At 58.7% G+C, this 25,097-nt stretch carries 37 protein-coding genes and 2 pseudogenes; all 39 read right to left on the minus strand.

Annotated features, from left to right (window positions below; genetic code table 11):
- Positions 1-9: 9 nt before the first annotated feature.
- Positions 10-1,134, minus strand: a pseudogene (locus tag A7Q00_RS14215) (phage baseplate assembly protein).
- A complete protein-coding gene (locus tag A7Q00_RS02915) occupies positions 1,118-2,482 on the minus strand; it encodes a DNA circularization protein (RefSeq protein ID WP_064089144.1) in 1,365 nt (454 codons plus the stop codon). The pseudogene A7Q00_RS14215 and the gene A7Q00_RS02915 overlap by 17 nt, the downstream one beginning before the upstream one ends.
- Before the next feature lie 3 nt (positions 2,483-2,485).
- Positions 2,486-4,678, minus strand: coding sequence for a phage tail tape measure protein (locus A7Q00_RS02920; protein ID WP_064089145.1), 2,193 nt, complete (start codon positions 4,676-4,678; stop codon positions 2,486-2,488).
- The gene (locus A7Q00_RS02925; protein WP_064089146.1) at positions 4,668-4,883 is read right to left on the minus strand and encodes a hypothetical protein; all 216 of its coding nucleotides are present in this window, start codon (positions 4,881-4,883) and stop codon (positions 4,668-4,670) included. The genes A7Q00_RS02920 and A7Q00_RS02925 overlap by 11 nt, the downstream gene beginning before the upstream one ends.
- 8 nt (positions 4,884-4,891) lie before the next feature.
- Positions 4,892-5,281, minus strand: coding sequence for a hypothetical protein (locus A7Q00_RS02930; RefSeq protein ID WP_064089147.1), 390 nt, complete (start codon positions 5,279-5,281; stop codon positions 4,892-4,894).
- 99 nt (positions 5,282-5,380) lie between these two features.
- The gene (locus A7Q00_RS02935; RefSeq protein WP_064089148.1) at positions 5,381-5,953 is read right to left on the minus strand and encodes a hypothetical protein; all 573 of its coding nucleotides are present in this window, start codon (positions 5,951-5,953) and stop codon (positions 5,381-5,383) included.
- Positions 5,954-6,022: 69 nt separating this feature from the next.
- Complete coding sequence (locus A7Q00_RS02940) at positions 6,023-6,397, minus strand: phage tail protein (RefSeq protein WP_049249282.1); 375 nt, start codon at positions 6,395-6,397, stop codon at positions 6,023-6,025.
- 13 nt (positions 6,398-6,410) lie between these two features.
- A complete protein-coding gene (locus A7Q00_RS02945) occupies positions 6,411-7,835 on the minus strand; it encodes a phage tail sheath subtilisin-like domain-containing protein (RefSeq protein WP_064089149.1) in 1,425 nt (474 codons plus the stop codon).
- Entirely contained in the window at positions 7,835-8,032 is a 198-nt protein-coding gene (locus tag A7Q00_RS02950; protein ID WP_064089150.1) for a hypothetical protein, read from the minus strand. Before A7Q00_RS02950 ends, A7Q00_RS02945 begins: the two co-directional genes overlap by 1 nt.
- Complete coding sequence (locus tag A7Q00_RS02955) at positions 8,029-8,721, minus strand: DUF1834 family protein (protein ID WP_064089151.1); 693 nt, start codon at positions 8,719-8,721, stop codon at positions 8,029-8,031. The genes A7Q00_RS02950 and A7Q00_RS02955 overlap by 4 nt, the downstream gene beginning before the upstream one ends.
- Positions 8,705-9,127, minus strand: coding sequence for a gp436 family protein (locus A7Q00_RS02960; RefSeq protein WP_245637512.1), 423 nt, complete (start codon positions 9,125-9,127; stop codon positions 8,705-8,707). Before A7Q00_RS02960 ends, A7Q00_RS02955 begins: the two co-directional genes overlap by 17 nt.
- Positions 9,124-9,576, minus strand: a complete 453-nt coding sequence (locus tag A7Q00_RS02965) for a hypothetical protein (protein WP_064089152.1) — start codon at positions 9,574-9,576, stop codon at positions 9,124-9,126. Before A7Q00_RS02965 ends, A7Q00_RS02960 begins: the two co-directional genes overlap by 4 nt.
- Before the next feature lie 53 nt (positions 9,577-9,629).
- Complete coding sequence (locus A7Q00_RS02970; protein ID WP_064089153.1) at positions 9,630-10,544, minus strand: Mu-like prophage major head subunit gpT family protein; 915 nt, start codon at positions 10,542-10,544, stop codon at positions 9,630-9,632.
- Between the two features lie 12 nt (positions 10,545-10,556).
- On the minus strand, positions 10,557-11,687 hold the full coding sequence (locus A7Q00_RS02975; RefSeq protein ID WP_064089154.1) for a phage protease: 1,131 nt from the start codon (positions 11,685-11,687) through the stop codon (positions 10,557-10,559).
- Between the two features lie 212 nt (positions 11,688-11,899).
- A complete protein-coding gene (locus A7Q00_RS02980) occupies positions 11,900-12,475 on the minus strand; it encodes a phage virion morphogenesis protein (protein ID WP_064089155.1) in 576 nt (191 codons plus the stop codon).
- 102 nt (positions 12,476-12,577) lie between these two features.
- Positions 12,578-13,915 (minus strand): phage head morphogenesis protein, encoded by a 1,338-nt coding sequence (locus A7Q00_RS02985; RefSeq protein WP_064089156.1) that lies wholly within the window; start codon positions 13,913-13,915, stop codon positions 12,578-12,580.
- On the minus strand, positions 13,905-15,488 hold the full coding sequence (locus A7Q00_RS02990) for a DUF935 domain-containing protein (RefSeq protein WP_425387494.1): 1,584 nt from the start codon (positions 15,486-15,488) through the stop codon (positions 13,905-13,907). Before A7Q00_RS02990 ends, A7Q00_RS02985 begins: the two co-directional genes overlap by 11 nt.
- Before the next feature lie 91 nt (positions 15,489-15,579).
- Positions 15,580-17,247, minus strand: coding sequence for a phage terminase large subunit (gene terL / locus A7Q00_RS02995; RefSeq protein ID WP_245637513.1), 1,668 nt, complete (start codon positions 17,245-17,247; stop codon positions 15,580-15,582).
- Positions 17,248-17,249: 2 nt separating this feature from the next.
- Positions 17,250-17,753 (minus strand): DUF1804 family protein, encoded by a 504-nt coding sequence (locus tag A7Q00_RS03000; RefSeq protein ID WP_064089158.1) that lies wholly within the window; start codon positions 17,751-17,753, stop codon positions 17,250-17,252.
- A gap of 12 nt (positions 17,754-17,765) precedes the next feature.
- Complete coding sequence (locus A7Q00_RS03005; protein WP_064089159.1) at positions 17,766-17,999, minus strand: hypothetical protein; 234 nt, start codon at positions 17,997-17,999, stop codon at positions 17,766-17,768.
- Complete coding sequence (locus A7Q00_RS03010; protein WP_064089160.1) at positions 17,996-18,280, minus strand: hypothetical protein; 285 nt, start codon at positions 18,278-18,280, stop codon at positions 17,996-17,998. Before A7Q00_RS03010 ends, A7Q00_RS03005 begins: the two co-directional genes overlap by 4 nt.
- Positions 18,267-18,626: a hypothetical protein gene (locus A7Q00_RS03015; RefSeq protein ID WP_064089161.1), complete on the minus strand. Its 360-nt coding sequence runs from the start codon at positions 18,624-18,626 to the stop codon at positions 18,267-18,269. Before A7Q00_RS03015 ends, A7Q00_RS03010 begins: the two co-directional genes overlap by 14 nt.
- On the minus strand, positions 18,619-18,921 hold the full coding sequence (locus A7Q00_RS03020; protein ID WP_245637514.1) for a hypothetical protein: 303 nt from the start codon (positions 18,919-18,921) through the stop codon (positions 18,619-18,621). Before A7Q00_RS03020 ends, A7Q00_RS03015 begins: the two co-directional genes overlap by 8 nt.
- Positions 18,821-19,255, minus strand: a complete 435-nt coding sequence (locus tag A7Q00_RS03025; RefSeq protein WP_156503708.1) for a hypothetical protein — start codon at positions 19,253-19,255, stop codon at positions 18,821-18,823. Before A7Q00_RS03025 ends, A7Q00_RS03020 begins: the two co-directional genes overlap by 101 nt.
- Positions 19,230-19,502: a hypothetical protein gene (locus A7Q00_RS03030; protein ID WP_082887720.1), complete on the minus strand. Its 273-nt coding sequence runs from the start codon at positions 19,500-19,502 to the stop codon at positions 19,230-19,232. Before A7Q00_RS03030 ends, A7Q00_RS03025 begins: the two co-directional genes overlap by 26 nt.
- The gene (locus A7Q00_RS13315; RefSeq protein ID WP_153716917.1) at positions 19,499-19,675 is read right to left on the minus strand and encodes a hypothetical protein; all 177 of its coding nucleotides are present in this window, start codon (positions 19,673-19,675) and stop codon (positions 19,499-19,501) included. The genes A7Q00_RS03030 and A7Q00_RS13315 overlap by 4 nt, the downstream gene beginning before the upstream one ends.
- The gene (locus A7Q00_RS03035; RefSeq protein ID WP_064089163.1) at positions 19,672-20,202 is read right to left on the minus strand and encodes an N-acetylmuramoyl-L-alanine amidase; all 531 of its coding nucleotides are present in this window, start codon (positions 20,200-20,202) and stop codon (positions 19,672-19,674) included. The genes A7Q00_RS13315 and A7Q00_RS03035 overlap by 4 nt, the downstream gene beginning before the upstream one ends.
- A 78-nt stretch (positions 20,203-20,280) precedes the next feature.
- Positions 20,281-20,751 (minus strand): Mor transcription activator family protein, encoded by a 471-nt coding sequence (locus tag A7Q00_RS03040; protein WP_064089164.1) that lies wholly within the window; start codon positions 20,749-20,751, stop codon positions 20,281-20,283.
- Entirely contained in the window at positions 20,751-21,158 is a 408-nt protein-coding gene (locus tag A7Q00_RS03045; protein ID WP_064089165.1) for a gp16 family protein, read from the minus strand. The genes A7Q00_RS03040 and A7Q00_RS03045 overlap by 1 nt, the downstream gene beginning before the upstream one ends.
- A 66-nt stretch (positions 21,159-21,224) precedes the next feature.
- Positions 21,225-21,500, minus strand: coding sequence for an HU family DNA-binding protein (locus tag A7Q00_RS03050; RefSeq protein WP_064089166.1), 276 nt, complete (start codon positions 21,498-21,500; stop codon positions 21,225-21,227).
- 3 nt (positions 21,501-21,503) lie between these two features.
- The gene (locus A7Q00_RS13320) at positions 21,504-21,644 is read right to left on the minus strand and encodes a hypothetical protein (protein WP_156503709.1); all 141 of its coding nucleotides are present in this window, start codon (positions 21,642-21,644) and stop codon (positions 21,504-21,506) included.
- 93 nt (positions 21,645-21,737) lie between these two features.
- Positions 21,738-21,926 (minus strand): hypothetical protein, encoded by a 189-nt coding sequence (locus A7Q00_RS03055; protein WP_064089167.1) that lies wholly within the window; start codon positions 21,924-21,926, stop codon positions 21,738-21,740.
- A gap of 2 nt (positions 21,927-21,928) precedes the next feature.
- Positions 21,929-22,813 (minus strand): annotated as a pseudogene (locus A7Q00_RS03060) (recombination-associated protein RdgC).
- Entirely contained in the window at positions 22,803-23,117 is a 315-nt protein-coding gene (locus A7Q00_RS03065) for a hypothetical protein (protein ID WP_064089168.1), read from the minus strand. The pseudogene A7Q00_RS03060 and the gene A7Q00_RS03065 overlap by 11 nt, the downstream one beginning before the upstream one ends.
- Positions 23,118-23,129: 12 nt before the next feature.
- Positions 23,130-23,363 carry a hypothetical protein gene (locus A7Q00_RS03070; protein ID WP_064089169.1) on the minus strand — a complete coding sequence of 78 codons (234 nt, stop codon included), beginning with the start codon at positions 23,361-23,363 and terminating at the stop codon, positions 23,130-23,132.
- 1 nt (position 23,364) lies between these two features.
- Positions 23,365-23,904, minus strand: coding sequence for a host-nuclease inhibitor Gam family protein (locus A7Q00_RS03075; protein WP_064089170.1), 540 nt, complete (start codon positions 23,902-23,904; stop codon positions 23,365-23,367).
- Positions 23,898-24,287 carry a hypothetical protein gene (locus tag A7Q00_RS03080; RefSeq protein ID WP_064089171.1) on the minus strand — a complete coding sequence of 130 codons (390 nt, stop codon included), beginning with the start codon at positions 24,285-24,287 and terminating at the stop codon, positions 23,898-23,900. Before A7Q00_RS03080 ends, A7Q00_RS03075 begins: the two co-directional genes overlap by 7 nt.
- Positions 24,268-24,783, minus strand: coding sequence for a hypothetical protein (locus A7Q00_RS03085; RefSeq protein WP_064089172.1), 516 nt, complete (start codon positions 24,781-24,783; stop codon positions 24,268-24,270). The genes A7Q00_RS03080 and A7Q00_RS03085 overlap by 20 nt, the downstream gene beginning before the upstream one ends.
- Positions 24,780-25,097 carry a hypothetical protein gene (locus A7Q00_RS03090; RefSeq protein WP_156503710.1) on the minus strand — a complete coding sequence of 106 codons (318 nt, stop codon included), beginning with the start codon at positions 25,095-25,097 and terminating at the stop codon, positions 24,780-24,782. The genes A7Q00_RS03085 and A7Q00_RS03090 overlap by 4 nt, the downstream gene beginning before the upstream one ends.

A 25,097-nucleotide genomic window follows, 5' to 3' on the forward strand; every position in this document is an offset into this window, starting at 1 on the left:
TTATTGTCCTTAAATAACCTGTAATTCCCGTGCCTGACGGCCTTTCCGCCCGCCGCCGCGGCGTTTACGACTGCCCCTGCGGCGGCCTTTGCCGCCTTGGCCTTTGTTGTTTTTCGGCGGTTTGGCCTCGGGTATCCACGCCTTATCCTCTTTGAGGGTGAGGATGGTTTGCGTGGGCTTGCCGCGCCCGCCCACAAATTTTCGCGCCATCAGGAAATAGATGCCGTCCAGCCCGTCCGGCTCGCTCAACAGTTGCAGGCGCTGGCCGGGCTGCCACAGCACGCCGTCGTCGTTGCGGTGGCCTTGCACGGTGGCGGTGATGGTAAGGCCGTCCAATTTGCTGTCGCCCAGCCGCTTCTTGGCCTTGCGCTCGGCGGCGGCTTGGTTGTCTACATCCGCCTCGACGATAATCAGCGGGCGGTGCACCTTAACCGTATCGTCTTTAACCGTGGCGCGCAGGTTGTGTTTGCCGCTGTGGCTCTACCCCAAAATCGTTATCTCGCTGAAGCGCTGCGAAAAATCGCGCTCCACCTGCAATTGCTCCACGTTGTTGCCCTGCCCGTTGGTGCGCACAATCAAATCGGCCACCGGCTTGGTGGTGTAGTCGGGCCCGCCGATCACCAGCGTGCCGTCCGGCTCCAGCCACGGCCACAGCCCGTTGGCCTCGGCATACTGCGCCAAGGCATCCCAAGCCCGGCTGCCCGGCTCGATTTGCACTTTGTTGGTGCGCGCGGTTTGCGCCGCATCGATGCGGATTTTGCTGATGCCCAAGGGTTTGACGATGGTGTCGATAATCTGCTTTAAATCCATATCCTGCGCGTTAAAAATCGGGCAGGAGCAATCCAACAGGATGCCGGCATCGTCGCGGCCGGAGATGGTGAGCGTTTTTTGCCCTTTGGCGGTGCTGGTGCTCACGCGGTCGATGCGCCCGCTCAATACGGTATCCTCACCTACCCGCACCTCCACCGTGTCGCCCGGCTGCACCGCATCCGGTTTGGCGTCTACCGGCCGCCCGAGGGTTACCTGAAAATCATCGGCCGGGGTGAGGAGGTCGCTGTCGATGTCGTAGTCTGTCCACTGACTGTGGGTTTTGCCTGCAATTAAGAGGCTTACGGTGTTATTGGGCGTAGGCATTTAATACGGTTCCGCGGGCGATAAAGTTGGGATGCACAATGCCGGGATTGAGGCGCAGCAGCTCGGCTTGGCGGCTGTGGTCGCCGTACCATAAAAAAGCCAGTAGGTGCAGGCTGCTATCCTGAGGCACCACCTTTTGCACCAAGGGCGGGCGCAGGTTAATCAAGGCTTGTGCCTGCTTTTGCAGGGTGTGTGCCAACGTGCGCACGCTGTCGGCCAATTCGGCGCTGCCCTCCAAATAGGGCTGCTGCGGCAACAGGCGGCGCTGTTCCAGCTGGCGGTAGAGCTGCTCTGGGTCGGGCGGGTTGTCCTGATACAGCGAGAGCAGCAAGGCGGCCAACTGTTCGGCCTGCTCGGCGCTGGCGGAGAGCATCATCACCGCCAAGCGGTTGGCGGCCAACGCGCTGTTGAGCTGGGCGCGCACATCGGCCAGCAGGCGGCTGATTTCCGCCGGCGTGAGTTCGGGCTCGTCTTGTTCGGCGGCGAAAATATCCGCCAGCTCTTTGGCCAGCGCGGTGCTGCCCACAATGGCAATCGCTGCCGTGAGCGCGGCCACATCCGGCAAGGCGGCCTGCGAGCGGGCGGGCGTGACGCCGTTATCCAAGCCCTGCCGGTATTGCCACGGCACGGCGGCGGCCGTTTTGGTACCGCCGGCCAAATCGCGCCAGCCCGACAGGCTGCTTTCCGCCGTGCGGTGCATCCCGGCCAGCGCGCCAAACACGCCTTTGAGCTCGGTGAGCAGCACGCGCGGGCTGTTGAGCAGGTTTAGGCTACCTGAAAATACCCCGTTCACTTGGCCGTACAGCCGTCCGATTACGTTTAATACCGCCGCGTGAAAATTATTCCACCGGTGCTGCTGGGTGCGGATTTTGGATAGTGCCTTTTCCAGTACGGCGAAACCCTGAAAGGCGGCCAAGTCGGCCACCCAATCCGCCTCGTCGGCCAAGGCCAGCGCCAGCTCGCGCCCGAAAAACGGCGCGGCGGCCACGCTCTGTTTGAAGCTGATATTGATTTCGGCATAGTCCGGACTGTCCTCGCTATGCCGCACCTCGAAATCGGCCACCACCGTGTCCGGCACGCTGCCGTAAATCGGGTGCACCAGCTCGCCGCTGCCGTGTTCGCGCAGCACCTTGAGCAGGCGTTGCAGCCGCGCCTCGTAGTCGTCGCCATACAAAACGGCGGTGAGGTTAAATTCCAACGCCTCGCAGCCCGTGTCTTCAATATCCGAGCCGTCCACAAAAGGGTAGCTGTGCTCGGCCAGCGCGTGCACGCCGCGCAGGGTGTCGCCAGTGGCTTCAAACGCTACGCCCTTGTAACTGGCATCAAGCAGGGTATCTTGCCAACTCATCTGTTAATTCCTTCTGTTATCGCGCTCGGCGGCTTGCGATACGGCGGCGGTGATATTGCCGCCCGACACCGATACGGTTACCGGCACCGGCTGCCGCGCCGCTGCCGCCAACTGACCCGCCGCCGTGCCCATCAGGCGCGATGCCTCCAAAAACTGGGCGGCGGCCTGCTGGTTGTCGGATACCGCTTGTGCGTACTGTTCGCCGCTGTTTTCCATGCGTTGGGCAGCCTCTTGCAGCTGCTCGGCGCTCATGCGCAGCTCGGGACTGTCCAGCGGGGTATGTCCCTGCCCGCGTAGGTAGTCCTGATAAGCCTGCGCCGCATCCGGGCTTTGGCCGATGCGGCTTTTGAGCCACTCGCCCTTACTGTCTCCGCGAAAGCTGGGCAGATATTTATCCAACAAACGCCCGAAGCCCTGCAAACTCTCGGACCATTCGCCGTACTTATCACGGCGACCGGCCAGATAGGTAGCGCCGCCGAAGCCAATCAGCGGCAGCGAGGCCATCGCCAGCGAGCCGGTAGCGAGGCCGCCGGCCGTGCCGCCTGCTGCGCCCCCGCCACCGGCAGCACTGCCTCCGCCGAAGCCTAAAAGGCCACCGCCGGGCATAAAACCAAAAACGCCTCTGGCGGCGGCTGCCGCTGCTGCCATCCAGCCAGCACCGGTGGCTACCTGGGCTTGATCGGGGTTTTGTTTCGCCCAGCGGCCGAGTGCATCCATGCCACTACCCACTTTATCGCTTACGCCCTTAAATGCACCATATTCAGCATCGGAGTAGGCCGCTTTGGCACGTTGTGCCTGCATCCCCGAGCCCTGCATCAGGAACTCGAAATTACCTGCTACAGCACCGTTAGCGTTAGCCTGCCCCTGTTTGAGGCGGTCGGCTTGGTCGGCATTATTTACCAGCGCCAGCAAAGCCATCAGTGCCTGCCGGTCAGTTACCAGCTGCCCGATGGCCGTACCGTCCACTAAGGCTTTTTGGCTCTCCAGCAGCTCCAGTTTGGCCTCGTCGCCTTTAGCGGCATTAATTTGCTCCATCAGGGCGCGGCTGCGCTCGTCTTTGCTAATCAATTCCCGGGCAATATCCACTACCGCATCCAGCGAGTTCATGCCGTCGGCCTGCCGCTTGTTCATAGAGGCCGTGAAATCAAAGCCTTTTTGGCCGTTGATGGTGATGCGTTTAGCGTGGTTGGCAATATCCGGGCTGGTCAGTTTAGCCAATAAATTGACCACATTATTGCCCGCTTCATCCGTGCTGCCGGCCGACATAAAGCTCAATTGGTTGGCATTGAGCAGAGAGGAGAAATTTTCTAAGGTCGGCGCCATACCGGCGTTTTTCATTGCCGCCAACTGTTGCGGCAGCCAGCGCGCCATATCCTTAAACTCGAAGCCGCCATCAGCACCGGACTGCACTGCGCGGTCCAACAGCTCGGGGATATCGGCCTCCTTGAAGCCAGCCTGCAAGGCTTTAGCGATAAAAGTAGATACCTCTTCGCCAGAAGCATTAGCAGCGGTGGCGGTTTTCATGATAGTGGGCAGCAGTCTCTGTGCTGCTTGGCCGTCCACCGCGCCGCTGGAAATCAGGGTATTAAATGCCGCCAGTGTGTCTTCGCGGGAAGCAGCTCCCTCGTAGGCCGCGCCCATCACGGCACGGTTGATGTCGGCCATCCCGGCCTGCCGCTCGGCCATACTCTTGCCGGCATAAGCCACATTGGTTACATGGCGTAGCTCGGTGTCGTAATCCATCGTGCGCCGTACCGGCTGTGCCAGCACATAACCGCCCGCCACCAAGGCCGCGCCGCCTCGGGTAGCGGCATCAAAAGCCCGGCCGCCGCCGCGCATCATGCGCTGCCAGCGCCCCATCTGCCCGCTGCTGCTGCGCAATTCGCTATTCAGGCGGCGGATGTTTTGACGGTTGGCTTCCGCCGCCCGAGCCAGCTCGCGTTGCGACAGCGTGCCGGAGCGAGCCAAACGGTTGTAGGCCGCCTGCGTGAGCTGCATTTCACGGCGGATTTGCTGCTCGGAGCGGATGCCGAGCCGCTGGTAGGCATTGATGGCCTGCTGCCGCTGGCGTGAGGATTGTGCCCAAGCGCGACCTTGTGCTGCGGCGCTGCGCTCGGTCTCATTCATTAACCGCCGCAACCCTTGACTGGCGTTATCTTTAAACTTGGCAATCAGCTCTAAGGTGTTACTGCTCATGTTTCTTCACTCGCTTGCTGATAAAGGTGGTGCCGCTGGATTTGCCCGGCGGCGCGGCGGCTGGTTTGGCAGCCGGGGTCGGTACAGGCAGCGGCACTACCTGATAGGCCGACAGCAACTGGCGCGCCTGCCGCATAAAGCTGTTGAGCTCCGGCAGCGTCATGGCCAATACCCGCTGCTCAGGCAGGCCAAAGCGCCCCAGCATCAATACGGCTAAACGGTAGCGGTCGAGCTTGGGCGTAGACGCTTTTTTGCCAACAACTCTTGGGCAAAAAACAGGGCATCAAAATCGGTGGCCACTAAGCCGTCGGCCAAAATATCGGCACTGATTTGCTCCGCCGGGATACCGCCCAAGCGGTCGAGCGACAGGGCATAGCTCTCCAACAGCCGCGCCTGCCCCTCCAGCTGTGTGTCAATCGCCATATCCTCGCGCACCGTGAGCAGGTGCATGGCAAAATCGTAGTGCCATTCGCCATTGTGCAAAATGCCATATTTCAGGCTACCTGAAACCGTTAGGCCGTCTTCGGCCACAGCGAGGTTAAACTCCGCTGTCGCATTATCCAGCGGGTCGATAACAGAGGTTTGGGAATTTTGGTCAGACATAAGAAAAGCCTTTAAACGTGGATTAAACCGAATAAAAATGTAGGTTTAATTATCGTTTAAAGGCTTGGGGGGAGCTGGTTGAAACAATTCACAGGGTCGCTAGATGGCTCTCCTTACAACCATAGTCACGTCCTTACTTCCAGCGATAACCGTATATGAATAATCTCCTAATACAATCTGTTGTTTGCTATGCCCTGTTTTATTACTTTCATTTAATGCAGTAGTAAGCATTCCTACCAACTCTTTCCATTCAGGCCGTTCTCCTACTTTTTGAGAACCATGTATCGCTGCCAACACCTGCATTGCAGCAATAGAGCGGTTAAAATTAACTACCGTATCTTGTGTGTTTTGGTAGGATACAGTTACACCCATTACATTTTTTCCGGTTGGATCTGTAAATACGCCAACAAATCCAAACTCCATATCCATCATTACCAATATACCGCACTCATCATTGGTAATATCCTGTTTATAAATAGTATATGGTTGTTCTATCTGCTTTAAACCTGTTACCATGTTTTGTGTAAATTGGTCTAGTGATATACCTATCTGTGCCGTGTTACATCCAGCAGGCACATCTCCCAATGGCAAATTAGCCGGCGCCGGCTGCTCCTGCCCGCCGCAGGCGGCCAGCCCGAGAGCGATAAGCACGCCGTACAATAGTTTTCTCATTTCCCTTCTCCGTAAAAAAAGCCCTGCCGATTCAGGACAGGGCTTGATTTTACCATTTTCAGGTAGCCTTTACTCCAGCACCTTGCGGATGGCAAAGCCGGTGATGTCGATCACCATCTCGTTGTCCACCGTGTAGCTCTCGCCCACCTCGGTTACGCAAAACCCGAGGTAGCTGGTGGGTTTCGCGCCGGGCACGTCGGGCACCAGTGAGATTTTGGCGTCCTCGATGCTGCCCCAGTTGATGGCGGTGCCGTCGGTAGGCATCACGGCGGTGGCGGTGATGTCGTATTGGCCCACGCCGCGGGTGAAGCCTTTGGTGCGGCGGCTGCGGTTCATGGTTTTTACAGGCTTGCGTCCGGTCGAATCCTTGACGTCAATTTTGGTAATCTCTACCTCTGCCGCGTCGAGATAGAGGGTTACGCTGCCGATGTATTCGGTACTCATTGTTTATCGCTCCTTATAAATAGAGGTCTACCACCATGCCGACCACGTGCAGGCCGTTCACTACGTCGGATGGGATGCGCACGTCCAGCATGTTCACGTTTTGCTTGTCCCTCTCCACGATGAGGTTGGGCAGGTTGGCTTCCACCTGCTCCAAAATCTCCAGCTCTTCGCAGCGCATCAGCACGTCGATAAGCTCGCTGCGCACCCGCGCCGGGGTTTTGTCGGAGAGTTTTTCGCGCGGGAAGCGCAAGGCCACGCGCTGGATACAGGCTTTGCTCACGTAAATCAGGGTGCGCACGGTGGTTACGTCCAGCAGGCTCTCGTCGGCGGTGCCGTTGGCGGTTTTGGTGTAGGTGGTGATCGCCCGCACAATCTGCGCCCGGCTGCCGTCCGGACTGGTTTCCACCGGTGCCACGCCGTTGTAGAGCGCGTTTTCCTGCTCGGTACGCATGGTTTTATCTTTGCTGTCGCACAGGCCGATGCCTTCCAAGGCCAGCGTGTTCAACGGGCGGGCGGGGTCTTCTTCGCTCGCCATCACGGATGCAAAAGCTGCCGCCAGTTCACACGGCAGGCTGGGCGTGCCGCGATACCAAGCGCAGAGCATAAAGCCGTTGTTGAGTTTGCCGGCCAAGGTGGTGGCGGTGGCCAATGTGCCGCTGTGGCCGTACACACCGATCGCCCAGCGTTTTTCTGTGGGCGCGCCGACTTTTTCGAGGTGGGCGCGCAGTTTGAGCAGGTTGGCCTCGTCGCTGATGCCGCAGGCGATGATGTCGTGGCCGTCGGCAATCACGGCGGTAAGTGCGGGCTGGATGTCGGGGTTGGCGTCGCCGCCCGCCATCGCGGTTACCGTGGTGCTGATACCGGCGGCGGTGCAGGCCGCCAACAGGCGGATGGCATTGCCCTCGGTGCCTTTGTTTTTTGCGGTGATGGTCACCACGCCGGCGGCTTCGGCGGCAGATACGGGCAGGCCGGGCTGGGCGGCAATCGCAGCCTTGACGGCTTTGCCGACGGTATCGGCGCTGTCGCCGGCGGCCACGGCCACCATCAGCACGTCGGCGTTGCCGATGCCCACGCGCAGCACACCCTGCGTGGTGGCATTGCCGGTAATGGTGATTTTGCCTGCGGCGGCCACGCCGGCGCTGTTGTCGGCCAGCGTGATGATGCTCAGGGCGGCATTGGCGTAGGCTTTAATGGCGGTATCGGCCATTAAATGTGCCTGACTGCCCGCACCGTAGCGCTCGGCCACTTCGGCGGCGGAATACACATCCGTCAGGGCGGATACTGCGCCCAAGTCGGTGGTGTGCTGGGCAATCAACAGCACGCGCTGCCGATTGGTAGGCAGGTTGCGCATGGCGCGTTTGAGGTTCCATTCGGCGTACACGCCGGGTTTGCGCGTAGATGCCGGGATTTTGTCAAAACTGATGTTGGCGCTGGCCATTATTTGCCTCCTTTGGCGGGTTTGGGATCAGGCTCGGATTCGGCCTCGGATTCGCGCACCAAGTCGCCGCATTCGAGGCAGCGCAGATAGTAGGCGCTCTCCTCCACGGCGACGGCCTGATGCTCGTCGATATAGCGGTGCGGCTCGCCTTCCTTCGGCACTTTCAGGCCGGCGGCGGCTCTTACCAAGATACTCATGGTGTCTCTCCTGTTTTAACTTCCGCCTCGATGGCGGGGGTGGGGTTGTCGGGCGGCGCGTGCACATGCAGGTTCGCGCCTTTCAGTTCGGGGTATGGCGGGCTGGTGGCCGCCTGATAGGTCACAAAGATTTGGTCGGGGTGCGGCGGGGGCGGCGGGGCGTTCGGATTAGCCGGTGGTGGCGGTGGCGGCGGGATTTCCGGCCAGCGGCCGTTGTCCAACGCCTCCTCGATCCAATGGGTGGCAAATTCGCAGGCATACACGCTCATCGCTTCCTGCCGCTCCATCCTGCCGTTAAACAGGGTGCGCACCGCGCGCGGTTGCAGCTTGTCGATGGCCAAGCCCAAATCCTGATTGGCCAGCAGGCGGCGCACCGCGTAAATCAGTTGGTAGCTGCCGATTTCCCAGTGGCCGATGCCGCCGGCGCGGCTGGCTTCCTCGCTGCGTAACGAGCGGGCAGCCACCATCACCACAAACTTGGCTTCGGCCTTGTGCTTGGTGCGGCTGGTTTTAACGGCTTCGGTTTTGTCGATGCCGGCAAAAGTCACCCAAGCAGCGGGCAACTGCTGCACCACCTGATACAGCCCCTCGTCGTCCAGCTCGCCGCCGTAGCTGTGCACGCCGGTAACCAGCTTGCCCAAACCTTGGCGCAGGCGCTGCACGATGGCAGCCTCAATAAGGGCGATCACGGCCGAATACCTTTTGCTGGGGCTTGTTAAATATCACGGTGTCGCCGGTGCCGAGCTGGCCGTTTTCGGGCAGCCCACTGATGGTGGCCGTGCCGCGCGCCACCTGCTTGAGGTAGTCGATGGCGTTTTTGTAGCGGGTGTCCATGTCATCGTTGCCTTGGCGCATACCGGTGGCCAAGCGGTAGATGGCAATGTCGCAGCAGTACACCGTCAATAACCGCGGAATCTGCGGAAACGGCCGCGTGTAGCGGTTCAAGTAGCCGTCGATTTCGGCGGTAGCGTCCAGCAGTGCCTGCTGCGCAATGTCGGCATTGATTTGGCCGCGCCGCTCTAAGTCGGTGAGCTGCAACACGGTGTTGTCGCCGTAGCGCAGGCACAGTTCGTCGAGCGAGGCATAGCTGATCATTGCGGCACGTCCCCGTTATCGTCCGGCGCATCGGCCGGGCGGATTTCAAGATGCGGCTCGGCCAGCAGGCGCTGCCAATCTGCATCGCTCAATTCGCTGCGCTGTACCGTACGCCATTCATGGCGCACAAATTCCAAGCCGCAGCGGAAAAAGCGCTCGGTGCGCGAGCGCACGGCCACTGCATCGGCGGCAGGCGGTTCGGTTGGTTTTTCAGGTAGCCTGCCTGCATCGGCGGTGGGCTGTACAACGGCATCCTGTTCCGGCTGCTGTTCAACCGGCGCGGTTTCAGACTGCGTGGTTTCAGGCGGGGTGTCGGGATGGCCTTGCTGCTGTTCCGGCTGGTTTTCGGGCAGGCCGTCCTGCGCCTCCGGCTGCTGCTCGGTTTGGCCGCCTTGCGCTTCTTGCAGCGGCTTTTGCACTGCATCGTCTTGGGGTTTGTTTTTTGCCATTTATCTGCTCCAAAACGGCGGCTTTAAACCGGTTAAAGCCGCCGCAAAAGGGGTTACAACAGCCACGGGCTGGCCACGACTTTGACCTTGTTGTGGTGCGGGTTGAATTTGCCGTTTTCGTATTTGTCGGGTTTGACAATCGAATTGGCCAAATCTTCCATAGTGCTGGGCACCAGCAACACAGTCGGGCGGATGTCGAGCGGGCGGCCGCCGTCGCCTTTTTGACTAGCCATCGCGTTAAATACCTTGGCAAAGTTGTCCGGGGTCAGCTCCTCGGTGCTCATGCTGGCCATCTGCCAGAAGCCGAAGCCGGCATTGCAGCGGCCGTCCACGCCGTAGCGGTACTCGTTGCGCATAAACACGCCTTCGTCATCGTCTTTGGTCATCGCACTGAGCTTCATCGGCTTGCGTTGCTGGAAGATCATCGGTTTGATGGCGCGGCTGGTATCCAGCAGATACCACGGCGTGCCCTGCGTGCCGCCGGTGGCGGTAAACAGGTTTTTAACCAAGGTTTTGTTGCCGGTGCCGTCCACTTTTTCAAACACCGGGTGGTCGGTATCAAAAAAGTTTTGGCCGTCGTAACACAGGGTGGTGTTGCCTTTTTTCAACAGGCCGAACACCAATTCGTCGGCAAACACGGCAGCGGCACGGCCCAGCTCGGTTACCAGCGGCGCATAAATACCGATGTTGTCGTCTTCAATATCGTTGCGGCTGACTTTGATGGAGCTCTCAAAATGCTTATTGGCAATCGCGTAAGCGTGTGCCTTCATGTCGTTGAACACACGGTCACCCACCCATTCGCGCAATGCCGGCGCCTGTCCGAGCCAGCCGTAGGTGTTGGAGGCGGTGGAAGACGGCACCACGGTGGCAATTTCCGGGTATTGGCTCTTAGCCATTTGCAGGCCGTCCTGATAGTTCTTTTTAAAGCCGGTAAACAAGGCTTTAATTAAATCCGGGGTGATAATCATCGGGGATTACTCCTATTTCTGTTTTGCATAGTCTTCGGCAGTGATGCCCAGCATTTCTGCCACTCTCGCCTCATCAGCGCTCAAACCTTTTTCCGCGGCAGCAGGCGGGATGCCGCCGGTCTGCGTGGCGCTTAGGGCGGCCAAAGGCTGCGCCGTGGCTAAAAATTCGGCCAGTGCCTGCGGGTTGGATTTGCCCAAGCCTTCCGCCCATGCTTTTTGCGCCGGTAGCAGTCGGCCGTCGGAGAGGGCGGCGGTAATCAGTTGTGCGGTTTTTTCCGCCTCGTGCGCAGCCAGCTGCTGGCTCAGGGCGGCCACTTGTCGTTGCAAGCCTTGCAGTGCCGACAGCGGCACCTGTTGCGAGGCGGCAGCGGTATTGGGTGCGCCGGTCTCGTCATTGGCCGGCTGGCCTGCCGGTGCGGCAGGGGCGGCGGGCGGGTTCGGCTCGGCCGGTTTGTTTTCCGGCTTGGCTGCCTCTTTGGCGGCGGCCAAGGCTTCGGCCAGCTTTTTGCCGTCGGTGCTGCTTTGGATTTGCTGCATCGCGGCCAGCTGCTCCGCCTCGCTGGCGGTTTCAGGCAGCCCGAGCAGCGACAGCATCAGCTTTTGTGCTTCGTTCATTGCTTCGTCCTTTTGAGAGGGTTGGAGGGGGTTAAGTAATCGGGAGGCGGCAGCCAAGGCCACCGGGTCGAGTTGGTCAAGCGCCGGGGTGTTGGTGAGCGCGGGCGGCAACAGGCTAAGGATGTCGCCCGCAGGCGTGTACTGGAACACCGGCGAGATATAACGGTATTCGCCGCCGGCAATCCGCTCCTTGGCCGCGGCCGTCCACTGCACCTCGGCATACAACCCTTTGCCGTCTATCCATTCAAAACCGGAGAGCCAGCCCGATGCCGGGTTAGGCTGTCCGTTTTGCGCGGTAAACAAGGTTTGGTGTTCGTAGTCCACCATCAGCCGCACCGGCCGCGCATTGAGCTCGGCCACCAAGGCGGCTGCACGCTGCGGGCTCAAACGCCAAAACGGCGCATCGGCCGGGCGCCCGTCGTTGGAGCGGAACTCGCCGGCGGGAATCAGCTGGATGCGCTGCGCCGCGCCGTCCACCGGGACGGAACAGGCAGCCAGTAAAAACGGGGGAGGGGTATGTTTGTTCATGGCCGCATTGTGCAGCCGGAAGCGGGGGAAAAATCTTTGAAGCGCCTCACTTGGTTTTGGCGCAGGTGAAACAGTCGGCGGGGCGGCTGCGGTGTGATGGCTATAAAGAGGCTATAAAGCGCGTTTTTTAGCGGGGGTCTGGCGCGGGGATATACCAAACTATACCCAAGCCGTTTAAACGCCGTTTGGCGCGATTTTGGGCGGGGTGTCGTTTAACTGCCTTTCGGTAGGCCGCAGACGGAGGCCAAATAGTCGCTCACCGTCTCCACCAGCTCGTGCTCGTCTTGCGGCGTGAGCTGCATAAACGGGCGTGCCGGGATGCGGCTGCCGGGGTGCTTCACGCTTTTTACCGGATACGCCCCGGTGGCCCATGCCAGCGCCTTTTTATGGCGCGGGTAAATCATGTGCGCGGCGGTTTGCCCGCCGAAGTTGTGGATGGCGGCATAGGCCACATTAGTGCCTACCCGCGCGCTATCGTTGTCGCTGGCCTCGGTGATGCTGTTGCGCAGGCGGCCGGTGTTTTGCAGGATTTTGTGGTTGCGCACATGCTTGTCAAACCGCGCCTGCGATACCTGCCCGCGTTTCGTCAGCGCCCCGGCACGGGAGAGCTGGCTGCCCAGCTTCAGCCCCGCCCAAGCCGGGCGGCCTTGGCTGTTAAAGTTTTCATCCACCGCCTGATGCAGCCTGCCGGCAATCAGGCGCATCAGGCTACCGCGCTGCTCCAAGCCCTGCGCTGCGCGGCTGATGTTTTGCTGCAACTCTAACGTCTTGATTTCGATTTCGATCATAGCTATACTGTAATTCACAAATAGGCAGGGGTAGTTTCCAACTGGTAAAGGTTATGGTTTCCCCATATTATGCGGGTTCGAATCCCGACGCCCCTGCCTGTTTTACTTCATTCCTGCCGGGGCTTTCCCCCAAACCAGTGTATGCTGGTTCAATGCTTCTTTCCAATTCGTGATTCTGCCGCCGGTTCGCACAATATTCATCATCTCTTTGCTTTTCTTCTCCGGCTTATCCACCAACAATACCAATTTGCCCTGCTCGGTCTCATAAATAAACCATAATGTCGGATTTTTGGCATTGGTTTGTACATACACCGAGTCCGGCTTCAGCAGCAGCTCCGGCACACGCCGGATAATGGCTGCATCCAAAGCCCGACCGCTTGCCGCCTTGCTGTCGCGCAAGGCATGGGTAATGTCCGCATCCCCCATACTGATAACGGCCGACTGAGGCATGATGTTGTGGGCGGCCAGCGCATCCAGCAGCTCGGTGTGCAATACGCCCACGTGCATTATGCGGTTGCTGCCGTGACCGCCGGCGGCCAAAAAATCAAAGCGCCGGATAAACTCATCCGACAGCGCCTTAAAAAAGGCCGGCTGTTTCAACGCCTCGCCCACCGCCATACTCGCCAACCGCGGCGGTAAATCCACCGCCCGTTGCATCTGCAATTGCCCCAGCTGCGCCAAGTGTCGCTTGCCCACGTTGCCGTCAAAGCCGCGGTCGGCCATAAAGGAGCGGCCGTCGGCCAAACGGATGGCGCGGGTCGGCTCGGTGTCGCCCGCTTTGTTCACCACGCGGTACACCTCTTCCAGCCGCCCCTCGCTGTCGGCCACTTCCAGCCCGCGCCGGGTCAAATCGGCTGCGCTGTAGGCGGTTACCGTGCAACGGCAGTTAAAGCCGTTGGGCGGGTAAAAGGTATCCCAAAATGGGTCGTCGATGTGGTACACCTGCCCGTGCAGCTCGCGGTGCAGCGGGCGGGTGCGGTTGTCCATAACGGCGGTGTATTGCAGATAAGGCATAGCGGCACGGTTGTCTTGCAATTCCTGCCAACGTCCGGCCATATACGCATTTTGCATATTGGTGCGGTAAATCACCTCCAAGCGCTGCGGCGTGATGCCTTTGCCCAGCAGCTCGCCGGTGGCGGCGTCCACCATATCGCCGGCCTGATCCAGATGCAGCCCCTTGGCCGTCAGCTGCCGCTCCACCGCATCCCTAAATTTGGCAAACGGCGTGCCCTTGGCCGCCGATTCGCCCAGCGCGCGGTGGATGTCGGCCACCACATCCTGCCGGTAGATGCCGGCGATGGTCTGCGCCTTGGCCGCTGCTTGTTGCATCCGCTGCGGCCAATCGGTCGGCACCGTGTAGCCCAAAGTCTCAAAATAACGGATGGCACGCTCCGGCGGCAGGCCGAAGGCATAGGCCAAATCCACTTGATTAGCGCCCACCGATCTGCCCCCACAAGTCCGCCACAAACAGCACGCGCCCCAGCGCCTCTTGCAGCTGTGCGGTGTCCAATTGCGGGTAGGCCGCCAGCAGGCGATCGGCCGCCTCTTCATAGCTGCCGCCTTCGGCGATGGCTTGGCCGAGTTGCTTAATCAGCGGTTCGAGCAGTGCGGGCAGATCAGTATTTTTCAGGTAGCCTGCAATACCGTCATCCAACGCCAGCTGGTCGGGATAGATGATTTCGCCCTGCCGCGACAAGGCTACCTGCCGGTAGCGGCTGGCCTGCGCCTGCCGTAGTTCCGGCTGGGCGCCACGCATAGCCAGCATGTCTTGGTCGTCTGCCGCCTGCGGGATGGCCAGCTTTTCGTGCGCCCATTCCAGCGGAATTTTCATGCCGAGCTGCACCAATTCGGGCAGCGCCTCGGCATACAGCTTCATGTCTTCCGGCTGGCGGGTGTCAAACTCAAAATAGGGGATATTGTTGGGGTCGGCGATGCCCTTATTGAGATACAGCAGCGGCGCAATCAGCTGCCGGGTCAGCGTGGCCGCCAGCTGCTTGGCGTCAGACGCCAGCAAGTCGTGCCGCACCTCGTTGTGGATTTGCCCCAGCGCGTTGGTGCTGGTTTTGCCGTCTGCCTGCGTGGTCAGCGTGCCGCCCAAGATGATTTTGGATTGGGTGCGCTCGCACCAGTCCACCATGCTCATAAAGGTGTCGCCGCTGCCGCTGGCCGCGTCCAACAGTTCCAGCATCATGGTTTCCGGGATGATGCCGGCCGCATTGTGGCCGATGCCCACCAGCGCGTTGAGCAGGGTGGTTTTTTCCTTATCCGATGCGCCAGCCGGGTATTTGCCCAGCCGCACCGGCAGGCCGTAAATTTCCAAAAATTCCGCTAGGTCGCGTACCGAATAATTTTTAAACAGATACGGCCACGCTAATGACCGCATCAGCCCGCCGCGCGCCAAAAAGCCGCTGCGCGCTTGGTGTCGGTGCACAATCCAGCCCAGCGGCCACAATTCCTGCGGCTCCTGCCCATTGGTGCCCAATAATTTAAGTTGGTTGTTTTTTAATGTAAACCAACCCTGCGGGCGGTGGGTAAACTTGGCCGGCAGCCATAAGCCGTCCACCTGCTGCCAGCTGATTTCCACCGCGGCAAAGCCGTGTCCGAGCGCATCCAGCAGGTCAAACAGCAGCGCCTCAAAGTCCGGCAGGCCGTAGAGCCAGCCCGCCACCTCTTCCGCCAGCTGCCGCCCGGCCTCATCGGCATTTTTCGGAGCGGATACCCGCCAATCCAAGCCGGTTAAAGCGCGTTTGCGCTTGCTCATCTCGGCAAAGATGTGGCCGTCTTTTTCCTCCATATCGGCAAACAATTCCGACTGCGCCGTGATGTCGCCGTCTTCCGCCCCTTCTAAAATCTGGTGCAGTTTCTGCGGCGTCAACCCCTTGCTCGGATGCTCGCCGATGGTGCCGCGGGCTTTGGCCAGCTGCGCGGTCTGCTCGCCTTTGCGCGGCGCTTTCGGCGCAGGCTCGGTATTGCCTGTAATAGCGGATAAAACGGCGGTAAAACGGGATTTGATAGACATAATTAAGCGGCAAGATGCAGTTAATCTTGCCGCTATTGTCAGATGTAAGGCCGTCTGAAACCGTTTGAGCCGCCTCAGCGGGTTGTTACCAAGCACCGCTGCCGAAAGTCAGCACCCCGTTGCTGTCGTTGTGGCGCGGCACGGCGGTGTAGTCAATCGCGCCGCTGCCGCTGGTGGCCGCCATCCACAGCATATGCAGCCCGTCTGGGCCGTCGTCGTGGTCGGCGTCGGGAAATTCCCGCAACTGCTCAATCAATACACGCTGTTCCGGTAACAGTTTGATAAATCCGTTGGCAAAATGCGGTTGGATACTTTCAATCCTCATCACTTTTTCTGCGCTCGGTTTGACTCCACGTGCCGGAACATGCGCCCCCTGTTTTGCCGCCTCTTTAATCAGCTCGTCTTTGAAAAACTCTTGAAACTGTACGGTCTCGATGACCCACAGCAGGCAGCCGTATTGCTTTTGCAGTCTGATGACGTCCTGAATAATCAGGCTCGGCACACGTTTCTTGATGGATGCCTCCACAACAAACAGCGTGCCGGTAGCGCGTTGGTAGCCGCCGACAAGAATGGCGGACGGATCAGTGCCTTTACCCTGTTTGCCCAGTGAAGGATCAACCGCACCAAAATACACGACATCATGCGGCAGAGTGCGGTAATAACAGTTGTCCAAATAATCAGCAAAAATCGCATTTTCGGGATTGCCCGGCTGATTTTGATATTCACAGTTAAAAACATGGATACCGTCGCGGGCGCGGATTTTCATCAGGGCGAGCAGCGGTCGTTTGCTCCAGCTCACTTCACTGCCTTCCAGCATTGCTGATTCGTTTGCTTCATAAAACGCCTGAGCTGCCTTTTCGTTGGCGCGGTTTTCTTTCGACGTATTGCGGTAGATGTTTTCCCATTCAGCCCACAAGTCCATATTGACAGGCCACTTCATGATGGCGGAAAAGCGCACACTGCGCCAAAACGGGTTTTTCAACACACGCGCCAATACGCTGTCCAAACACAAAATCGTACCGACATATAAAATGTCGCACTTCGCGCCCGCGCCGCCCAAAGGATTGATAACGCTGCCTATCCACTTAGTCAGTTTGTCGCGCAGGCGGATGTTTTCGGTGTGTTTTTCATTTTCCAAGTCGTCGAGATAGACCGCATCGGGGCGCACCTCGCCTTTTTTCGCGCCGCGGATGCCCTGTCCTGCGCCATAGGCTTTGAATTGGTTGTTTTGGCGGGTTCGGATTTCACCGATACGCCATACCTGCCCCTGCCCGCAGACTTCGGGAAAGTCCAACTGCAACGCGGGATTGTCGGTCAGTTCGGTTTTGATGGCTTCGACGATGGCGTCGGCTTGGTCTTCGGTGTCGGACACGATGACGGTATTGTGTTTGGCATTGCGCACTTCGCGCCAAAGGGAAAACGCCTGTACGGTCAACGATGTTTTCGCTTCGCCGCGCGATGCCGCGCAACCCTGCAAGACCGACTCCGGTTCTTTTTCGATTTCGGGCAGTTCTGTGTATGCCCATGTATGGAAAACAGATTCGCTGTCGTCGGGGAAATAATGCGGCAGATAAGTCTTGCAGAAAAAACGGAATGCTTCGGGCGTACACTGCATCACTTTGGCGCGACGCTCGGCAATATCCGCAGGTGCGGCAGACAATCCGATATCTGCCGCACTGATGCGCCGGTTGATGTCTGCCCGTATGGCGGACATTCTGGCGCGCAGTTCGGATTGGCTTAATTTTCCCTGCATGATTAAAACTCTTTCTCAATGACAGTTTGAAAGCCTTGTAGTACCTCATCAAACGCAGCCAACATATCGGGATGCCGGTCTGCAATATAGGCAAACAGTTTTTCGATGACTTTAATGGCAACCGCAGATTCCTGTATTTCGGGCAATACCCGCTTGTTTGCGGCCACGGTCTTGGTAAACGCGTCGGACAAGCTCGCCAGCAGCTTTGCCCGCTCCGATGGGGGCAATTCCTCGACCGACGTATCCTGCAACATCGTCATCGTCGATTGGTACTGCACCAAAAAACCCGCCAGCAGCGAGCGGGACAAGTCTTCGATACCGCCACCGGCCAAAGTATAGGCGGCGCGCACTTTGTCCCAATCGTCGCCTTGCTCCTTGGCGGCACGCTTCCAGTTACGGGCGGTAGCCGTCGGGATTTCGCACATCATTGCAGCGATTTCGAGCGTATGCCCGTCGCTGACGTACAGCCTGCGCAGCTTGTCGCGGGTTTCTTTCGGGTGGGCCATTTCTCAAATCCTTCAAAAGCCGAATTTAGCGCGGATAAAGGCAATGCCGGTGGCCACCACGCCGCCGCTCACCGCGCCGGATACCGCACCGGCCAAACCGCCGTTGGTACGGGCAATACGCTGGCAATCGGCCTGTATTTCGGCCAGCCGTTTATCCATCGCTTCCTGTTTGGCAATGGTTACATCCTGCTTTGCGCTGATTTCGCGCAGCATTTTCACAACCGGGTCTTGGTAAGGGTTACTCATTTTTTGTCGGCCTTTTCGTTTAACTTGTCGCTAACCTCTTTGAGGTCGCTCTTGATTTCCCGTAACAACTCCAGCACTTCGCCCTTGTATTCTCGGGCTTCGGCTTTGCTTTGGTAGGATTTTTCGACTTCGTGCAGGCGTTCGCGCAGAGCGTGATTCTCGGCTTGCACGGAATCAAACTTGCCGTCCACCTTGCCGATGTAGCGCCACAGCACCGTCATCACGATGCCGACGGCACCCTGAAACACATAATCGATGGTTAAAAATTCAGCGGCCATCATCGTCTCCATCAAACACCACACAGCAATCGATGCCCTCATCGGTGCGGCTGCTCACATGCAGGCACGGTCGCTTGTCCTGCACATCAAACTCCACGTCGCCGCATTCGGCTAGGGCGGCCTTGACGGCTTGATATTGCTCTTTAAACGGGATGCGGCATGGCAGCACGGTAAACACCACGCCGAAATTCAGAGTCATGCCCATACGGTAGTCCCATCCGCCTACCGACAATTTGCGCTCCACTGCCAGTACAAACGGCTCCTGCTCGCGGGCACGGGCAAGCCGCATCTCCATGCCGGCATGACATACCGACAAGCGGCGCTGTACCAGTTCGCGGTATTTACTCACGATGCGCCCCCTGTCCGTTGCGGTACCACTGCTGCCAGCCGGAGGCCTGAGCATCGCGTTTGCCGCACCATGCGCCGTACTCGGCGGCATGGTTGAGCAGGGCTTCCGGGCTACCCGAAGCGGGCGGCGCGGGGCGTTCGTAATCCGCCAACAGTTCTGCCGGAGCGGGCGGCAAGGTCGGCCGCTCCACTACCTTAATCGGCGCTGTAACCGAGGGCTTGGCGGTAGAGCCGCAGGCCGTCAGTGCCAAGGCCGCTATGGCAGCCGCCAGCACTGTTGTCGCGTGCAATCGCATGGGGTATCTCCTGTTTGATATAGGTGGTTTGACTGTCTAGGCGGCGGTTGGCTTCGGCCAGCTTCACGGATTGGCTTTGGGCAAAATCAACCCATTTCTGCCGCTCCGCCGCCACTTCGGCCAGTTTGGCGCTGTAGGCGCGTTCCGCCTCCAGTTGTGCCTGTTGGTGTGCGGCAGCCACTGTGGCCATTTCGGTTTTAGCTTTGCCGTCGCGGTTCAGGTAGCCTGCACGGTAGCAGGTGGCCGCCACAGCCAGAGCCAACAGCAGCGGCAGCAGCTTTTTCCACAGACTGCCTGCTGGCAGCAGCTTACTCAGTAGGGGCATCCACATCATTTTCGCGCTCCGTTTCCTGTTTGATGGCCGCCAGCTGCGGGATAACCGATAAGCCGCGACGTACCAAGGCAAAACCGCCCACAATGCCGCCGTAAGCCCACCACATCCACTCCACAGACTCAGGAGCCATCACAAACTTATAGGTCATGACCGCGTAGGCGATATTGGTCCAGATTTTGGTGTGGCTGGCCTGTCCCGTGGCCGGGTTGGTAAAGTTACCGGCCAGCCAAGTGCCAAACTTATTCATCGTTTCGCCTTTCTGCGCCGCTTGGCCGCCCGTTTGGCCGCTGCCACGCCGCTGCGCTTCCAGTTCGGCAGCGGCTGATCCATCCACACATCGCGCCGTGGCGGCAGGTGCGGGTGGGTGTGCTTGGGCAAACTGCCCAAAGCCAAAGCCACCAATGTTTTCTTCAGGCTCATGCCGCCACCTCCGCCGCAATCGCTTCGGCCACCGCGCGGCAGATGCGCCATTTAGTCTGCTTCCATAGCGCCAAATCCGCATCGTTGCTGATAAAAAACGGCTCCAAGATAATGCCGCCCGCCTGCGCATAGGCCAAACGGCTGTGCTGCCCGGCATTGTCGGGCTTATAGCCACCCTCGCCGCGCAGCTTCCAGCCGCTGGCAGCGGCCACCGCCGCGCATATACGCTGGCAGGCCGCCTTGTTTTTCGGGACGGATAAGGCTTCAATGCCGGTGGCGGTTTTGTTGAGTGCCGCGTTGGTGTGAAATTCCACCGCCAAGCGGCTGCCTTTAATGAGTTTAACGGCCTCACGCAACGGCATATTGCCCTTACCCTCGCCGTCGGTTTTAACCTCTAAGCCGTAATCGGTGCGCAGAATAGAGGCCACGATATTGCGCATGTCCTGCGCAATGTCCGCCTCGCGGTCACTGCCGTTCACGGCGCCCGGGTCGGTGTTGGAATGTCCGGCTGTAATGGTAATAAACATGATAAAAACCCCAGTGGTTACACTGGGGTTATTGTCCAACGGCAGGCTACCTAAAAATGCTTGAGGCGGCTCACACGGTTAAAGCAGCGAGATTTGCCGGCTCTCCGGCGGCGGGGCATTGTCGGTCTTTTTGAGGATGTCCCACACCGTGCGGTCGGTAAGGTGGTGGCATTGCGCCAAATTCTGCACCGCCCAAAACGCGGTCATATTATCGCGGCTCACCAGTTCGTCAAACTGGCGGCGGATTTTGCGGTGCAGCAGCTCGCGCACCGCCCGCTCGCATTTCAGCAGCCACAGCCGCTGCCGCTGCCCGAAAGCGCAGCACAGCTTGTCTGCCGCCTGTTCGCCCACCACTTCCGCCAAGGCAGCGTGCGTAGCCTGCCCGGCACGCTTCACATTGCAGGACACCGGGAAGGTGGTGCCGCCGTAGGCGCGCAGCAGCGCGAGCGTCGGCTCGGCGCCAATCAGCCCCACCATTTCCATCACGCTGTCCGGCAGCAGGTGGCGCACCGCATCAAAATCCGTTTCATCGTAGTGTTCAAACGACATTATTTTTCCCCTTTCCGGCGGTTGGCATAAATCTGCAAGGCCGCCACCAGTTTGTGCAATTTATCATCCGACAGCCAATGCACTTGGTCCACGCCAAACATCCGTTTGGCCATCCCGTGCGCATAAGCCCAAGTCAGGCCGTTATCCAACAGCAGCGCCTCTACCTTGCCGATCATCTTGGAGGCCGAGCGGCGCGGGCTGGGGCGGCGCCCCATCGGGCGGCTGGCGGCAAAACCCTGCCGCTGCATGGCCGCCAGAACCGCCTCCAGCTCGCGCAGAGTCATCTTGGCACAGGAGCTTTTGCCCGTTTCACGGTGCAGCAGGGCACGGTAGGTGTCATCGTCCAACCCCAGTTGCGCTTTGCCAATATGGATTTTGGCTTTCAGTTTGTTCAGATTGGCCTGCATTTTTCAGGTAGCCTCTTGTAATGATCCACTCATGCCGCCGCATCCGGCAGCGGCATGGATTGAGCATCACCGATTCACCAGCTCTTTGAGTTGCGCGTTCGGTTTAAACTGTACCTTGCGTTTAGCTGCCACCTGCACCGGCTCGCCAGTTTTCGGGTTGCGGCCGGTACGGGCAGCGGTCTCCACCACCTTAAACGTGCCAAAGCCCGGCAGGGTGATTTTGTCGCCATTGACTAGGACGGCGATGATGGCACCCTGCACCGCCTTCAGTGCGGCCTCGGCATCGGCCTTGGTAAATTCGCCACGCTCGGCGATATCTTTGATTAAATCCGGTTTATTCATGGTTTAAACTCCTCTTTCTAGTTTAGCGTAGATATATTCGGCTTCCGCTTCGCTGTAGCCTGATTCGGCAGCCCTATCAACAAACAATCGCCAGTTTTCGCCGATAAAATCGGCAACCAACACTTTTTCGGCTTCGTCCAACATGGGTTTAACTCCTGTTTAAATTGCGGCAAACCGTGCCGCGCGGGTTTCAAAAATTCGGAAATGACACATTTACACATAGTGTAATTTTTTGATTTACGCGTCTACTACCTGCCAGCCCCATGAAAACTGCTGATAAAACTGTTCACGGGCATACTCATCCTGCTCCTCATCGCTCATTTCATACCAATTATCAGGGATTTCGGTTTCTAAAAATCGGTCTACGGCAGCGTAGTTCTTTGCCAACCCAGGTGCATCAAGGTGATAGATAATGACTTTGCTCATGATTACTCCTGCCAGCCACCCAACAATTCAGCCAACTCATCCAGTATCATAGCCAGCGCATTTCCGGCGATGATTTGCGAGGCGGCGGCCAAATCAGAGCCGCTGTCGCCGTGGCTCTGGGCATCCTCCTGCAGGTGGTCTAGGTAGCGGATGCGTTTCAGGGTCAAATCCTGCGTCAGCACCAACACCACGCGCTCGCGCCATACCAAGCCTAACTCGGCCACGCGCTTGCCGCATTTCACATGCCGCACCACTTCTTCGGCGGTCAGGTCTTCGCGTTTGATGCGTATTTCCGCGCCCATATCGCCCGCGCCCACCAAAGCCACGTAGTCGTCCAGCTCAAATTGTCCGTCGGCCTCGCCGCGCAGCAGCTATTCAGTCATCAGTTCAGATGCGGAGCGGCGGGTAACGGTGGGCTGTGCCCGCAGCCCGCCTAATGCTTCACGCAGATGGCTCAACAGGTTTTCGGCTTTGTTGCCGGTTTGGTTAATCAGCAGGTAGCCGCCAACCAAGACTGCATCAGTGCGGCTGGCGCGGGTAAAGGCCCGCGGCAGCAGCTCGTCAATAATCTGCTCTTTCAGCTCCTGCCTTTCCTTGCGGCCGACTTTACGGGCTTCCTCTGCTTCGATTTTGGCGATTTTTTCGTCCAAGACGGTTTTGATGACCGCACCCGGCAGCACCCGTTCTTCACGTTTCAGAGAGATGCCGAGCGTTTTATCTGCGGTAAATACCAGCTCGTCGCCAAACGGCTGCGGCACGGCAAAACCGTCGGTAAACCAATCCAGCCCGCAGGGCGGTGCAAAGCGGTGTTCGTCCAATGCGGCGGCTAAAACGGCCGCATCCGGGGTTTCAGGTAGCCTGTAGGCTTGGCATTGCTTAAACCACATCTTTTTGCTCCTCATCGTCGGTTACACATTTGTTGCCGTTTATCCAGCCTTCTTGGTAATCCACCTCTCCGGCTTTGACCTGTACAGCATGGGCTTTGACCTCGTCCCAATCCATGCTGTTGGCCGCCCAATCTTCGATTTCAAATTCATGCGTGGTAAACAGCCGCTCGGTTTGGGCTTTGACCTTCTCGCGGTCTTGGCCGTCGCGCTCGGCGTAATAATCGGTGTAGGCATCAGCGATAACCTGCACCGGCACGCGCCACACCGAAAAATCTGGCATTTCAACTAATAGGTATTTTTTCATTTTTTCAAGCTCCTACATAGCAAACCAAATTGCGGCACTGATGGCAAACCATATAGCCGCCCAGGCAAACCACCAGCGGCCTTCTCGGCGGTAGGCTTCAGCCGTGGCACAGTAGTGCCGTGCCAACTCCAGAGCGCGGTAGCCGCAAGTATTGATGGCGTCGGACACATCAATTTTCAGGGTGCAGTTGATTTCTCTGCCTGCTTTATCGGCGCAGGACTTGCCTTCATTCAGCATTACAGCCATCTCACACCCCCGCTAATTCCGGGTCGCTGGGTTCGATCACGATTTTTTCCACCCCGCTCATGATTTTGATACCCGGTACCTGCCCGTCGGCAAACAGCTCGGCCTCGTTGAGGATGGCCTCCTTGTTGATTTCTTCTTTCAGCCGTACAAAGCGAGCCAGCGCGGTTTTTTCCTTCAGGTAGGCCAACACCGCCGCCACACCGGTTACACGCACGCTGGGCGGGTCGGCACGCCATTTCACGGTGCCGGTCACAAAATCCACGGTCTTGGTTTTGTAGCCTTCGGTCAGCTCTTCGCGGTTGGCTTCGCAGTAGGCCTGCACGCCGCCGGTGAGCTCGGCCAGTTCGGCGCGCAGCGGGTCGGCCAGCTCGTTGTATTCCTGCTCGATGGCCGCCTGCTTGTCGCCCATCTCGGCTTCCAAGCGTTTTACTTCGCGTGCCAAGTCGCCGATGCGGCGGATTTGCGCCGAGGCTTCCACGCGGCTCTGCACGGCGGCCGTCAGCGCGGCCTGTTTAATGCGGGTTTTCTTTTTCGCTACCATTGCTTTTTCCTTTCAAAGATTTCAGCGATTATTTGATACAGTTTTTTCAGGTTTTCCCGTCCCCGGGCTTTTTCTTCCGGTGTGAGTTGCCGTTTGTGTTCCAGCTTCGGCGGTTCCGGCCTAGGCGGCAGACACCTAATCAGCATCTTTGGTGTCGGCCAGCGTTCGATTTCGACAAATAACCGGGTAAATCCCGCGGTGATTCGCCCTTTGTCCAACTGTTCGGCCCAACTGATATTCACTGAGGCGATGGCCTCCACCCATACACTGGCCGTCAATTTGATGCCGTCGGCGGGCGGCGCACCTTCCAGCCGCAGCATCATTAGTTTTTGCAGCCCGGTCAGCAGCTCATCACTGACAAACTTAGGCAGGGGCTTGCTCATTTTTCATTTCCTCCAGTTGTTGTACGGCATCCACCACTTTGCTTCCCCGTGGCCGGCTGCCGCCGATAATGGCCGGGGTGGCGGTGCCGTCGCTGATGGATACCGGCACCGATGCCACATTGCCCGCCCAGCCGGCGATAATCTCGTATAGATACCCATGCGATTTGAGCGGGGTTTTCAGGCGGCCGCTGTCGCGGGCGGCCAGCACCTCGTTAAACGCATAAGCCCAAGCGGCTACTGGGGCGGGGTAGGATTGGCCGTTGCGGTAAATCTGCCCGGCTTGGATGTCCGGCAGCAGTTCGGCCATCAGCGTGGCCATGCGAGCTTGAGAGAGCGCGGACTTGTTCGGGCGAAACAGGCCGAGATATTTCACTAACCCCAGCGTCATCGCCCCGCCGATATTGGCCAACGTCCACAAGCTCTGCCGCGCCTGTTCGTGGGCAATCAGCGCATCGAGGGAGTTTTCCGCGCCGCAGCACGGGCAACGGGTTTTCATGCTGCCGCTCCTTGCTGCTCGGCATCCAGCCGGATAAAGGTGTCGATGTTTTCGCGCTCGGCTTGCAGGGTAAATGCCTTGTCTTCGGTGCTCATGTCGCTGGGGTAATCGCGCAGAATCATCCAATCGAGCCGGGCAGTATCGGAGTTGGGGATAAGCTCCAACCCGGAAACAGGGAAGTCTTCCACTTCAAGGGCGTCATCAAACATCACGTTTACATAGCCGTATTCGTCCACTGCTGATAGCACTACGCCAACAGATATCGGCGTGGGAAAACACCTGACCTTATCGCCAAATTTAAATTGCCGTGTCAT

Source organism: Eikenella halliae (assembly GCF_001648475.1).
Classification (GTDB): domain Bacteria; phylum Pseudomonadota; class Gammaproteobacteria; order Burkholderiales; family Neisseriaceae; genus Eikenella; species Eikenella halliae.